Annotated in this window: 11 protein-coding genes; 4 read left to right on the top strand and 7 right to left on the bottom strand. The window is 51.5% G+C overall.

Going from position 1 to position 12,090, the window contains the following annotated elements:
* Positions 1 to 56 precede the first annotated feature (56 nt).
* A complete protein-coding gene (locus LG201_RS11995) occupies positions 57 to 461 on the bottom strand; it encodes a DoxX family protein (RefSeq protein ID WP_226772442.1) in 405 nt (134 codons plus the stop codon).
* 128 nt (positions 462 to 589) lie between these two features.
* On the opposite strand from LG201_RS11995, the gene LG201_RS11990 reads away from it, so the two are divergent.
* The 3 genes from LG201_RS11990 to fae all read left to right on the top strand — a co-directional run bounded on the left by LG201_RS11990 (position 590) and on the right by fae (position 1,850).
* Positions 590 to 775 carry a hypothetical protein gene (locus LG201_RS11990; RefSeq protein WP_226772441.1) on the top strand — a complete coding sequence of 62 codons (186 nt, stop codon included), beginning with the start codon at positions 590 to 592 and terminating at the stop codon, positions 773 to 775.
* Entirely contained in the window at positions 776 to 1,213 is a 438-nt protein-coding gene (locus LG201_RS11985) for a GNAT family N-acetyltransferase (RefSeq protein ID WP_319006056.1), read from the top strand.
* A gap of 85 nt (positions 1,214 to 1,298) precedes the next feature.
* A complete protein-coding gene (gene fae / locus LG201_RS11980; RefSeq protein ID WP_226772440.1) occupies positions 1,299 to 1,850 on the top strand; it encodes a formaldehyde-activating enzyme in 552 nt (183 codons plus the stop codon).
* Between the two features lie 81 nt (positions 1,851 to 1,931).
* Here the strand turns inward: fae and LG201_RS11975 are convergent, their stop codons facing one another.
* Positions 1,932 to 4,061 (bottom strand): TonB-dependent siderophore receptor, encoded by a 2,130-nt coding sequence (locus tag LG201_RS11975; protein ID WP_226772439.1) that lies wholly within the window; start codon positions 4,059 to 4,061, stop codon positions 1,932 to 1,934.
* Positions 4,062 to 4,265: 204 nt separating this feature from the next.
* Between LG201_RS11975 and LG201_RS11970 the strand changes: the two genes are divergently transcribed.
* Positions 4,266 to 5,450 (top strand): PepSY-associated TM helix domain-containing protein, encoded by a 1,185-nt coding sequence (locus LG201_RS11970; RefSeq protein WP_226772438.1) that lies wholly within the window; start codon positions 4,266 to 4,268, stop codon positions 5,448 to 5,450.
* Between the two features lie 10 nt (positions 5,451 to 5,460).
* On the opposite strand, the gene mutY is transcribed toward LG201_RS11970, so the two are convergent.
* The 5 genes from mutY to LG201_RS11945 form a co-directional block, all read right to left on the bottom strand.
* A complete protein-coding gene (mutY, locus tag LG201_RS11965) occupies positions 5,461 to 6,567 on the bottom strand; it encodes an A/G-specific adenine glycosylase (RefSeq protein WP_226772437.1) in 1,107 nt (368 codons plus the stop codon).
* 8 nt (positions 6,568 to 6,575) lie between these two features.
* Entirely contained in the window at positions 6,576 to 9,272 is a 2,697-nt protein-coding gene (locus LG201_RS11960; RefSeq protein WP_226772436.1) for an AsmA family protein, read from the bottom strand.
* Positions 9,273 to 9,404: 132 nt separating this feature from the next.
* The gene (locus LG201_RS11955) at positions 9,405 to 10,214 is read right to left on the bottom strand and encodes an undecaprenyl-diphosphate phosphatase (protein WP_226772435.1); all 810 of its coding nucleotides are present in this window, start codon (positions 10,212 to 10,214) and stop codon (positions 9,405 to 9,407) included.
* 143 nt (positions 10,215 to 10,357) lie between these two features.
* A complete protein-coding gene (locus tag LG201_RS11950) occupies positions 10,358 to 10,753 on the bottom strand; it encodes a YidB family protein (protein ID WP_226772434.1) in 396 nt (131 codons plus the stop codon).
* A gap of 62 nt (positions 10,754 to 10,815) precedes the next feature.
* Positions 10,816 to 11,994: a pseudouridine synthase gene (locus LG201_RS11945; protein ID WP_226772433.1), complete on the bottom strand. Its 1,179-nt coding sequence runs from the start codon at positions 11,992 to 11,994 to the stop codon at positions 10,816 to 10,818.
* Positions 11,995 to 12,090 lie beyond the last annotated feature (96 nt).

Raw genomic sequence — 12,090 nt, 5'->3', positions numbered from 1 at the left:
TGACATGAAAAAGGGCGGATACTCCGCCCTTTTTCACAAGCTTAGCTAAACAATTCTTAGGATTTCTTGCGTAGATTGTCCAGACTGAATGCCGTAGGCGCATGCAAGGCCAGCGTGATATAGCCGCCAGCAATTGCCAGGTACTGCATCAGGCCGATCAAACCGCTACCTGGGGTTGGATCAGGCAGTTTGAGGAACACCGCAACGAAGATGGCATACACAGCCAGTATATAAGCAGACAGTTTGGTCTTGAATCCCAGGAACAAGGCCAGGCCAAATACCAGCTGAACCAGGATCATGAGGGGAGCAAACAGGCCCGGCAAGCCAAAGTGGCCAAGATACACTTGATAACTCTCATATCCTGACGGGTTTTGCAAAATGATGGCTAGCTGAAACAGAATGGAAACCAGGAAAATCTGCGCGAGCAAAATGCGCCCAAGAAAACCTAAAAACTTAGTCATTATCTTACCTTCTCTTCCGAACGCACAATTGCCATGTGCTTTAGATTTAATTATAGAATCGCCTCTGGCGAAAAAGAGATGATGCCCGTAAGCGCCAACAGCTGCAAGCCGATAAAGGAATAGATTCCGTGAAAACCTTACTTATCATCGCGTCACTACTGGCACTAAATGCCTGCACCCCAGGTGATACCTCTGGCGGGAAAATTGCCGAGAACCAGCGGGCAGCACTCGAAAAAGCCAAGGATGCCGGCCATACCCTGGAACAAGCTGCCCAGCAACGCGAGCAGCAAATTAATGAATCCACCACTGAGTAAATGGTCACTATGAATTTCTACGTCAAGACTGCCGACTGGCAAACCTATCAGACCCAGATTTCCAATATTCGTGAACAAGTATTTATCCAGGAACAACAAGTCCCGGCAGAACTGGAATGGGATGGCCTGGATAGCACCGCTCTCCATCTCCTTGCACTGGCAGAGGATGGCAAGCCTATTGGCAGTGCCCGCGTTCTCAGTGATGGCAGTATAGGCCGCATGGCGGTTTTAAAAGCGTGGCGGGACAAAGGTGTTGGGCATGCCTTGTTGCGCGCTGCGATTGAAGCGTGCAGGCAAAACGGCTGGCTGGATATCCATCTATCGGCACAAACGCACGCAATTCCATTTTATGAAAAATCAGGCTTTAAGATTGCCAGTGATGAATACATGGATGCCGGCATCCCGCATAAAGCCATGAAACTGCATATAAGTAATTGATTACCCGTGGCGCTGATTTGCCCAGCCACTGCTGCTTGGGTAAAATACGCCGTTTAGTTCGTTACCACTCCTTAAGGATATCAAGATGTCAAAAATCGTTTTCAAGGCCGGTGAAGCCACCATTTTCAGTGAAGGCAAAGACGTTACCGCGGCCATGCCAGAGATCCTGATTGGCGCCGTTGATGGTCCAGTCGGCGCTGCATTTGCCAACATGATGGCACAAAGCAAAGGCCACACAGCGATGTTTGCCGTGCGCGACATCAACCAGCTGGTGCGCCCAGCCACCATGATGGTACCTAAAGTCACCCTGAAAGATTCCATCAATGTCGAACTGTTCGGTGGCGTGGTACAGGCTGCTACAGCTGACGCGATTCTGGACTGTGTGATCGAAGGCATTATCCCCAAGGATCAAGTAAACGACCTGTGTATCGTGAGCCTGGTCTGGATCGATCCAGGCTGTGGTCCATTAGCCAAGGAAGGCAAGCTGGACAAGGCTGACATGTACAAGAACAACTATGAAGCCACCAAGCTGGCAATCAAGCGCGCGCTGAACGACGAACCTACGATTGACGAGCTGATTGCCAATCGCCACAAGATCAAGCACTGCATGTGGGAAGAGAGCTGGGGCGATATCTAACACTCAACCCTGAGTTCTTAGGCAATACTTAAAAAAGCCCGCATTGCGGGCTTTTTTATGCCTCAAGCCACCCCACCTTGATTACCAATAGTAGGTAGCACTCGCTATCACCTGCCTGCGAGCACCCAGCCAGCAATCCCCTCGTGCAAGACAAGTGGAGACATACTCCTTGTCAAACAGATTGCTGGCATTCAGCGCATAGCGCCATGAGCCGTAATCCAGCCCTAGCATTGCATCCACCAGAGTTGCATCTGGGGCCTTGATCTGATCATTAGAGTCCGACGAACTGCCTAGATAACGCACACCCAACCCTGCACGCCAACCATTAATCTCAGCGATTGAGAACCGCTTGACGGCCCACGCTGAGGCCAGGTGCTTGGGAATGGTTTCCACCTGATTGCCCTTCTCGGAGGCAATATTGGTCTTGCTGTACTGCGCATCGGTGTAGCTGTAGCTGGCAATGATATCCAAATGATTGGGCAAGGACGTGACCGCCTCAAGCTCCAGCCCACGCGAGTGGATTTCACCTTTCTGCACAGAGTTTGTAGGACTGAGAGGGTCTGGTGTGGTGCGATTCTTGTCATGAATATCAAACAGTGCTGCGGTGAAGCGACTACGTGAACCTACAGGCTGGTACTTGATACCGACTTCCCACTGCTTGCCTTCCTGGGGCTTGAATAGCTCTCCTCCCCTGCTGGTACCAGCCACCGGTAAAAAAGATTCCGCATAACTCACATAAGGAGCCCAGCCATTGTCTGCCACATAGCTCAGACCATAACGCTGCGTCAGCGCATGATCACGCTGTGCATCTGAACCATCCTTCTGGTTTTTGGCATCGTCCCGCCTGATGCCAGCCGTGAGTATCCAGTGCCGGTCAAATTTCACCTGATCCTGCAGATAGACACCAGTCTGGAATAGTCGCGCCACCGGTTGATCGGTTAACGACAGGCCAGAAGTATCCACGGGGTTATACACCGGGTCATACACATCAATCGGGTTCCCGGTGCCACTATCAGACCCACTGGTTCTGGCCTGGCGGAAACGCGCGTAATCCAGTCCCAGCAGCACCGTATGTTCAACACTGCCAGTATTGAATTTAGCCTGCAAGTGATTATCGATATTAACCGTCGTGGAATCGCTGATTGATACATCCACATAACGATTCAGTACCCGCTGGCTGGCGTCTATGTAGGGATTGCTGCTGAAGCTATTGGGATAAAGGCTGCGGTAATCATTGCGGCTACTGGTATATCTGGCATTCTGCCTGAAGCTGATCGTGTCATTGAACGCATGATCAAATGCCCATCCCAGATGGGTAGACTCTGTCGTATACCGGTCAAAACTGGGATCACCGATATAGTTGTCACCAGGAACCTTGCCATTAGGGTTGCTGCGCAATACGCCTGACCAGGGCAGAAACTGCGGGGTAGGCCTGCCATCATTGAGCTGGTATTGCCCCAACAGCGTCAGGCTGGTTTTGTCACTGGGTTTCCAGGTGAGGGAAGGCGCTATCAATGTACGTTCGTCATAGGCATGCTTGACCTGGCTGTCACTGTCCCGTCCCAGCAATACCAGCCGATAGAATAATGTGTCCGAATCAGCGACTGGGCCAGTGAAATCCGCCTGTATCTGCTTGCGCTGATAATTGCCCAGGGAAACACCCATCTCACGTTTTGCAATCTCCTGCGGACGTTTCGAGACCAGATTGACGATACCGCCTACCCCACCGCCCCCATACAGCATGGAGGAAGGTCCACGCAATATCTCGACCCGCTCCATGGCATAGGGATCAGGTCGCGTAGTTTCAGAATAGAAGGTATTGATACCGCGCAAACCATTGAGATATTGCGTGGCATCCATGCCGCGCACCGCATAACTGTCGGCCCGGGAATCCAGTCCATACTGGTCAGCCACCACACCAGCGCTGTAACGCAATACTTCCTGTATGGATTGAGCGCGCTGATCTTCGATCTGATCCGCAGTAATGACAGAAATGGACTGCGGGGTTTCGAGGATGGAAGTATCGGTCTTGGTAGCCGTGGCACTGCGTTTGGCGGTATATCCCCGGACAAAACCGGTCGGGCTTTCTTGCTCGGTTTGAGTATTCACCTGGACTTCAGGCAGTTTTTCTTCCGCAGCCTGCGCACTCCAGGGAACCAGCATGAAAGAAACGAGTATCGCGCATTGATAATAAAATGATGGAGGGTTCATGATGCTCCTGCAAAGTGTTGAAAACACACAGCAGCAAACCCGGCCAAGTGACACACTGAACCGGAACATGCCAGACTGCGCATAATCCCCGATTCAGATGCACTGCATTATCAAATTACAATTAATTATTTATTTTAATAAAACTCATTAGCAATTATATAAAATAGTCTCTTGAGAATCCACCTGTTATGAAAACAAGCTGTAATGCGTAAATATCTAGTTGTACTACATCGCTGGTTTGGCCTGACCATGGCCGTATTCCTGTTCATTGCCGGAGCAACGGGGGCTGTCATTTCCTGGGACCATGAACTGGATGAGTGGCTAAATCCCCACCTGTTCAAGGCCAATAGCACTGGCCAGTATCAGGATGCACTCCAGCTTGCCAATACCCTGGAACAGCGTGACTCAACAGTCTTGGTGACCTATTTACCCTTGAATATCGAGGCAGAACACACGTTGGGCATAGGCGTTAACCCACGCATGAACCCGCAAACGGGCAAAGCTTATGCGCTGGGCTACAACCAGATTGGCCTGAATCCGGTCAATGGTGAAATACAGGGCAAGCGCTTGTGGGGTGAAGTATCCCTGAGCCGGGAGAACCTTCTGCCTTTTCTCTATAAACTGCATTACAGCATGCATATTCCCGACGCTTGGGGCATAGAGCTAGGCGTACTGTTCATGGGTATCATCGCCATTATCTGGGTCTTGGATAACCTGATCGCCCTCTGGATATCCTTCCCCAACGTCAAGTCATGGCGTAAATCCTTTGCTTTTCGCTGGAAACAGGGTGGGCATAAACTTAATTTCGACCTACACCGTTCTGGCGGCGTCTGGGTTTGGCTGCTGCTATTACTGCTGGCAGTCACCTCTGTCTCCATGAACCTTAACTTTCAGGTCATGCGCCCCATTGTGGAAACATTCTCGACGCTGACGCCCAATCCTTTTGCCTCTCGCATCCCCAATCCTGAAGACCAGCCTATAGAACCTGGAATCAAGCGAGAAGCCATACTGGAAATTGCCAAGAAAGAAGCGGTTAAACGAGGCTGGACAGCACCCGCAGGTGCGGTGTTTTATTCACCTGCTTTTGGCATTTACGGGGTAGGCTTCTTTGAAGCAGGTCATGATCACGGCGATGGTGGCCTGGGTAACCCCTGGTTGTATTTTGACGGCAAGAACGGAGCTCCCACCGGGACTGTGATTCCTGGTAGTGGCAGTGCTGGTGATATCTTCATGCAAGCCCAGTTCCCGCTGCATTCCGGGCGCATATTGGGCATACCGGGGCGAGTGATGATTTCCATCATGGGTGCAGTGGTTGCCATGCTGAGCATAACCGGGATCATCATCTGGCTACGCAAGCGCAAAGCCAGGCTCATCACAAAAGCGGCTTAAGTCACCAAGATCAGGAAAACACTAGCTGGCGTTGCTCAGTGGCAGGGCTACCAGAGTCGCGCTTCTGTAATTGCTGCAATATCTTGCGTACTGGTACCGGCAATGCAGCATTGATGGCCTGCGATAATTCCATCCATGCCCAGCCTGGTTCTTGTAATTGCATTGGCAACTCCAACGCCAAGACTGGCTGTGGCTGAATATGCAATATGAAATGGGTAAATGCATGGCTCAGCAGAGGTAATGGCTCCAGCAGCGCCAAGCCACGCATGTGCAGGTGTTGCTGTGCCCACGTTACACCGTCTTCCTCCAATGCCAGCTCGGGCAGGCTCCACAAGCCGCCCCAGATGCCACTCCCTGGACGCTTTTCAAGCAATACCCGATCACCATGCCGCAAGATCAGCATTTGTACCTGCTTTTCAGGAATCACCTTGCGTGGCTTGGACGCAGGCAACTCTTTTACCCGTTGCTGCAGATAGGCTCCACAACTGTCCTGCAAAGGACAATCCAGGCAACGCGGGCGGCTGCGTGTGCATAAGGTCGCGCCCAAGTCCATGAGGCCCTGAGCATATGCGCCCATTTCCTGCTCGGGCTGCATCTCTTGCGCAATCTGCCACATCCCCTTTTCCACCCGTGGTAATCCCGGCCAACCCTCCACCAGAAAATGGCGCGCAAACACACGTTTCACATTGCCATCCAGAATCGGCTGGGAAAATCCAAATGCAAAAGAAGAGATGGCCGCCGCGGTTGAACGGCCTATGCCAGGCAATGCCTGTATCGCGTCAAAATCCTGCGGGAAATCTCCATCATGCTGCTGCACAATGATTTGCGCCGACTTGTGCAAGTTGCGCGCACGTGAGTAATATCCAAGGCCGCTCCAGTGTTGCATCACGTCCTCCTGGCTTGAGGCCGCCAGGCTGGCAATATCCGGGAAGCGCTGCATGAATTTCTGGTAATAGCCAATGACGGCGGTTACCTGTGTCTGCTGCAGCATGATTTCAGAGACCCAAATAGCATAGGCATCGTGCGTATTTTGCCAGGGTAGATCATGACGGCCATGCACCTTCTGCCAGGCGATCAGGCGCTCTGCAATAGGAATCAGACTGGAAGCTACTGACATGTGAATGCTTACAAACCCAACAGCTTATTGAGTTTTTTCTTGGCTTTTTCTTCAGGAGTGGCTGCGGGCGGCTGCGCCGTGCTCTCACCACTGCTATCCTGCGCCTTCTCATCAGGCTTCTTTTTGTTGAGCAATGACTTGAGGGCATCTTCACGATTACCTTCCAGCAAGTTTTTCACTGCCTCGCCCTTGGCACCGCCAGCCCCCTCAAGCAACTTTTTTTGTGCAAGCGCCGTTGCCAATCCTGCAAAATCGATCGCATAAGCTGGCTTGGCAAACGTGCCACTGAGCTTGACCGGTACAGTCAGTCCATTCAACTCCTGCAAATCCGCGCCACCTTGTCCCTTGAGCGAAGCCACCACGGTCGGTTTGGCCAGGTAATCCAGCTTTTCGTTGGCAATATCCACATTACCGCTACCCGTGATACGGAACAACGGCGCCTTCATACTCATATCATTATTATGGGCCACGCCATTCTTGATATTGAAGCTAGCCACCATCTCGCTAAAGTCAGTTTGCTTGCTTTTATCCCCCTCAACACTGCTCTTGCCCTTGAGCATATTGAGTTTATCCTTGGCTCCACGCAGGGTACCGGCAATATCAATGCCTTTCACCGCACCATTACTTAAATTGAGGGCAGCCTTGCCATTCAGCGCCTGCTTGAGCGCGCTCACCGTATCACCCTTGGTAGTCACATCCAGGCTGAGACTACCCTTGCCATTTAACATGTCGTTATTGATGGCATCCACCAGCAAAGGCCCCACCGCGATACCTTTCATATCCTGCTTGATGGCAATACTTGGTGTCGCACGCGCGTCAACCAACAGGGCGCCATTCATGGAGCCCTCATAGAGATTAGCGGAAAAAGGGGATAATTCGGCCACCCCCGAGTCCGCTTTTAGTTTGATACGTACATTGGTGCTTTTCACGTTGGCAAGCTTGAGCCAGCCTATGCGCAATTCGCCATTAGCATTAAGCTGGCGCAGGGCACTTAAATCAATAGGCGCATCGGGATTGGCTGGCTTTGCCGCCTCTTCTTTCTTGGCAGGCTTGGCTTCTGAATCCGTGATGTAACGGTCCGCATCCACCTTGTCGATATCAACATCAAAATGATAGATAGGTTTGGCAAACCGGCTAATGCCAAACTTGCCCTTGATGGTAGTTTCATCCAGCTTGACATTGAAAGAGCTGACATTCAGCTGCTCACCATCTGCCTTGATGCCCAGCTTGAGGCCAGACAAACGGTACTGCTCATAGATGATGCTGCCGATATTGACGTTGCCCTGTAATAGCAGACTCTTCAGCGCAGACAGGTCAGTAGCCGACACATTGCCCTTGGCTGCAGGTTTAGCCACTGGCTTGTCCACAGGCTTGGCTGCTGTTTTACTCCCTAATAGCTTATTGAGATCCAGCTTGTCCCCATTCAGGTTGAACTTGATATCAGGCTTGGCAAAACCGGCCACCGCCACATCGCCCTTGAGCTTGGTATCTTCAACATCCAGGCTAAATTCGCTGTTCACTTTTTCCTGTTTAACGTCAGCCAACAGCTTGAACACAAAATCACCGCGGGCTGCCCCTTTGGGCAAGGCCTTGTCCTTGATGTCGATCTTGCCGACCAGCTTGGGCAACTCAAACACCAGTTGCTCCAGATTGCCCTTGAATGGTGAAGAAAATTTACTCTCTACGCTGCGCTCCGCCTGCTTGATGGAAACCTCACCATTGATGCCACTGCTTTGCAACTCACGTGGCGAGCCCTTGATATCCGCTAATATCAGCTTGGCTTTCAGGATATCCATGCCTCTTTCCTGGCTGAATGCCAGTTCCGCCTGCTCGCCACTCACTGTATCTTTCTGCACTACCAGTTTGGGAGCAGCGATATCTGCCGTTAACTTTGCACCATCCAGGTTACCGGAAAACGCCAGCTTCAAGCTGTTAACCAGCAACTCCATATTGTCAGGCCTCGCGTCCACATCCCCGGTCAGCCGGATATCAGCGCCATTTATCGTGGCAATATCTCCCTTGATCACCGCATCCAGCTTGCTGGCAGCAAAATGCTTGGCTTCAATATCGGCCATGAAATTGCCGTTGAGTTTAACCGTTGCATTCACCCTGGGCTGGCTTGTAATCAGTTGAAAATCTGTCGCCAGGTCAAATGGCGTAGCCAGAGCAACACGCCCTGTTTCCAGGTTGAATTTGTTGATACTGTATTCGCTACCGGCCTGCTCATCGCGAAAACTCACGGCAGAATTACTGACATTGATGCCTGAAATATCAAACTTGATCTGCTCGGATGGCTCCTCCTCATCCTGACTCAGCAAATCATCAAAATTGGTAGTGCCATCCTTGTACCGCACGATATTGGCTCTAGCACCATCAACGTATACGGTATCCACCACCAGGTCCTTTTTGAGCAAGGGCAATAGTGCCAGAGATACCTTGAGACCATTGACGGCAGCGAACTCCTTGTCACTGTTGTGCTCCGAGAGGGAGATCTTGCCAAGGTCTGCACCCAGCTTGGGCCAGAAGGCGAGCTTGATATCCCCTTCTATATTCAGCGTACGTTGCTTCTTATCCTTCACCAGCTTGACGATCATCGGTTTGTAATCATTGGGATTAAAGGTGGCGGCAAACACCACCACGATAATGACCAGCACCAGCACAAAACCACCGAGGCCAAACAAGGAGTATTTAAGAAGTTTATTCATTAACTCTTCCTGATTGTTGGGAGCGAAGAAGGAGAAAGTTTAACACTGCCTGCCAGTATCAGGCAGTCGGAAATGGTCTGTTGCCTGCTGTGCTTCTGACAGGAACACAGCAGGCAATAGACCATGAAAGCCTTACCAGTAATAAGCAAGCACGATAATACCCAGGACAATCCGGTACCAGGCAAATCCCTTGAAGTCGTGGTTGGCAACGTACCGGATCAAGGTCTTGATCGCAATCAATGCCGCTACAAACGCCGTGATAAAACCCACAGCAAACATGGCAATATCCTCTGCCACAAACAACGCACGATTCTTATACACGTCATAGAACGTTGCCGCGATCATCACCGGAATCGCCAGAAAAAATGAAAACTCGGTCGCCGTTTTGCGGTTAAGGCCGAAAATCATGCCGCCCAGAATGGTAGCCCCTGAACGCGAGACACCGGGCATGATGGCAAGCGCCTGCGCACAACCGACCTTGAGCGCTTGCAAAGCGCCAAGCTCATTAAGGCTGGATGTTTTCGCAGCGGGTGCTTTATCGTGCGAATACAGGTTTTCCACCAGCAGGATCACAAAACCACCGACGATCAAGGCGACTGCCACCGTGATTGGTGAGAACAGGTGCTCCTTGATGAAACCATGCAGCGCAAGACCCAGCAAGGCAGCAGGAAGAAAGGCAATAAACAGGTTGATGATAAAACGTTGTGATGCTGAGGTATGCAAACTGGTCGCAATGCCTGTCAAACGCGTACGGTATTCCCAGCATACCGCGAGAATTGCACCAAGCTGGATCACGATCTCGAATACCTTGCCCTTGTCATCGTTGAAGTTGAGCAAGTCCCCAATAATAATGAGGTGACCCGTGCTGCTGATAGGAAGGAATTCAGTCGCCCCTTCTATGATGCCAAGTACAAATGCTTTCAGTAGCAGTATGAAATCCATGTTCTAGTTACTTTTCTTAAGATTCTTGATAATTGATGTTGAGTGGCTAGCACCACTTAAACGCTGCTGCCTGAACGTGTTCTACCGGAACACAATGAAATCAGTATGAAATAAAATCACCGAGCTTACATTGTCAGCAGTGCTTATTTAAGCAAAGAGAATGCCCGAGCCATGAGTTCCACCTGACTGGTGGGCACTTTGCCATCCGGGCTTAGCTTGTCGATAACCTTGGGGAGATACTCCGCAAGCTTGCTGCCAAACTCATCTGCAGGCAGATCAAATTTGTGCGCCATGGACTTGATCGCTTCCTGGCCAAACACCTGCAATATCTGCTGCAAGGAAATAGGCAGATTGGCGCCTTGTCCCAGCCATGAACTGACCTCATCACCAAGACCGCTTTCACGGAGCTTGTTGAGTACGCCTTCGGCGCCACCATACTGATTGATCAGATCCAGCCCAGCCTGCAGCATGGGGTTGGCATTGCTTCCACCTGCCAGCTTGCCCATCATGGAACCGGCAATACTATCGAACAAACCCATTATTTTTCCTATCCAGATTCAATAATCATTCACCTGCATGCATTGATTGCAGGCAAGCTACATCAAAAACGCTCACCATGACGCAAATAACGCCAGGTGCCTACCGGCAATTTACCCAAGGTGACGCTACCTATCCGCACGCGCTTGAGTCCAACCACCGTCAGCCCCACCAGTTCACACATGCGACGTATCTGGCGCTTGCGTCCTTCCCGCAAGACAAATCGCAACTGGTCCTCATTCTGCCAGGAGACTTTGGCGGGCTTGAGTTGAACGCCATCCAGACTCAAGCCAAAATTGAGTTTCTTCATGCCATCCTCACTCAACTCACCCTCAACCCGAACCAGATATTCTTTTTCTACGTTGGAATCCTCGCCTATCAGTTGACGGGCCACACGACCATCCTGCGTCAGTACCAACAAGCCGGTAGAGTCAATATCCAGGCGCCCAGCTGGTGCCAGGCCATGCAAATGCCCACGCTTGAATACTTTCTGGCTAGGGTCTTCTGTCCACTGATTATCCGGATGCACCAGCACCACAGCTGGCTGGTAACCATCTTCCGCCTGCCCTGACACATAACCGACAGGCTTGTGCAGCACAATGGTGACAATTTCAGCCTGATGCTGTTGCGCCTCTTTACTGATCTTGATCTCGACATCAGGGGAAACGCGAGTCCCCAATATATCGACCACCTTGCCGTCCACAGTCACCCAGCCATTGACGATAAACTCATCCGCCTCGCGCCGTGAGCATAGTCCAAGCTCTGCCATGCGCTTGGACAAACGCGGTTGTTCTGGCTGGCTGGAAACCGGCGCTGGTGAAAACTTGGGATTGGTCTTCCTGTCCTGATTGAATGTCCCTTGCTCAAACCCATCCCTGAACTTGCCACCTCGGCGGGGGGTGTCACGGTCAGCAAACTGGCGTGGCTGTTCTTCTTTTTGAGCACGCAGCGACCGCGCAGGAGATGGCTGATGACTCCCTGGCTTTCTTTCCGTTCTTTCTCTCGTCGCTCCGTCCGCACCTCTTCTGGCCGCATCCGGCCTGGCTTGACGCTCCCGCGTAGGCGATGCTGCTGCAGGCCTTGATTGCGTTTTCTCAGGCAGTACCGCTTCAGGAGGCCGGATTTTTGGTGTAGGTGCGGTGGTACGAGAACGCTTTGAGGGATCAGCGCGACGCACCGGTGGCTTGCCTGCTTCTTTAGTCGCAGAAGGGGTAGAACCAGGTTTCAATTTAAGCGTTGTCATGGCGTGATTTTAACATAGCAGCCAGGGCAGGTCTGAACAGCTTCAACATCCTGCATGATGCACTTGAGACAAGCCTATAATGGCCTTCCTTCATCC

Origin of the sequence: Methylobacillus gramineus, from assembly GCF_020532675.1 — a bacterium.
Lineage (GTDB): Bacteria > Pseudomonadota > Gammaproteobacteria > Burkholderiales > Methylophilaceae > Methylobacillus > Methylobacillus gramineus.
This window is presented reverse-complemented; position numbering and strand designations above follow the sequence as displayed.

What these genes read in the sequence shown, in the direction of transcription:
- LG201_RS11995 (WP_226772442.1), bottom strand. Translation starts at nt 461, where the DNA reads ATGACTAAGTTTTTAGGTTTTCTTGGGCGCATTTTGCTCGCGCAGATT.
- LG201_RS11985 (WP_319006056.1), top strand. Translation starts at nt 776, where the DNA reads ATGGTCACTATGAATTTCTACGTCAAGACTGCCGACTGGCAAACCTAT.
- fae (WP_226772440.1), top strand. Translation starts at nt 1,299, where the DNA reads ATGTCAAAAATCGTTTTCAAGGCCGGTGAAGCCACCATTTTCAGTGAA.
- LG201_RS11975 (WP_226772439.1), bottom strand. Translation starts at nt 4,061, where the DNA reads ATGAACCCTCCATCATTTTATTATCAATGCGCGATACTCGTTTCTTTC.
- LG201_RS11970 (WP_226772438.1), top strand. Translation starts at nt 4,266, where the DNA reads ATGCGTAAATATCTAGTTGTACTACATCGCTGGTTTGGCCTGACCATG.
- mutY (WP_226772437.1), bottom strand. Translation starts at nt 6,567, where the DNA reads ATGTCAGTAGCTTCCAGTCTGATTCCTATTGCAGAGCGCCTGATCGCC.
- LG201_RS11960 (WP_226772436.1), bottom strand. Translation starts at nt 9,272, where the DNA reads ATGAATAAACTTCTTAAATACTCCTTGTTTGGCCTCGGTGGTTTTGTG.
- LG201_RS11955 (WP_226772435.1), bottom strand. Translation starts at nt 10,214, where the DNA reads ATGGATTTCATACTGCTACTGAAAGCATTTGTACTTGGCATCATAGAA.
- LG201_RS11950 (WP_226772434.1), bottom strand. Translation starts at nt 10,753, where the DNA reads ATGGGTTTGTTCGATAGTATTGCCGGTTCCATGATGGGCAAGCTGGCA.
- LG201_RS11945 (WP_226772433.1), bottom strand. Translation starts at nt 11,994, where the DNA reads ATGACAACGCTTAAATTGAAACCTGGTTCTACCCCTTCTGCGACTAAA.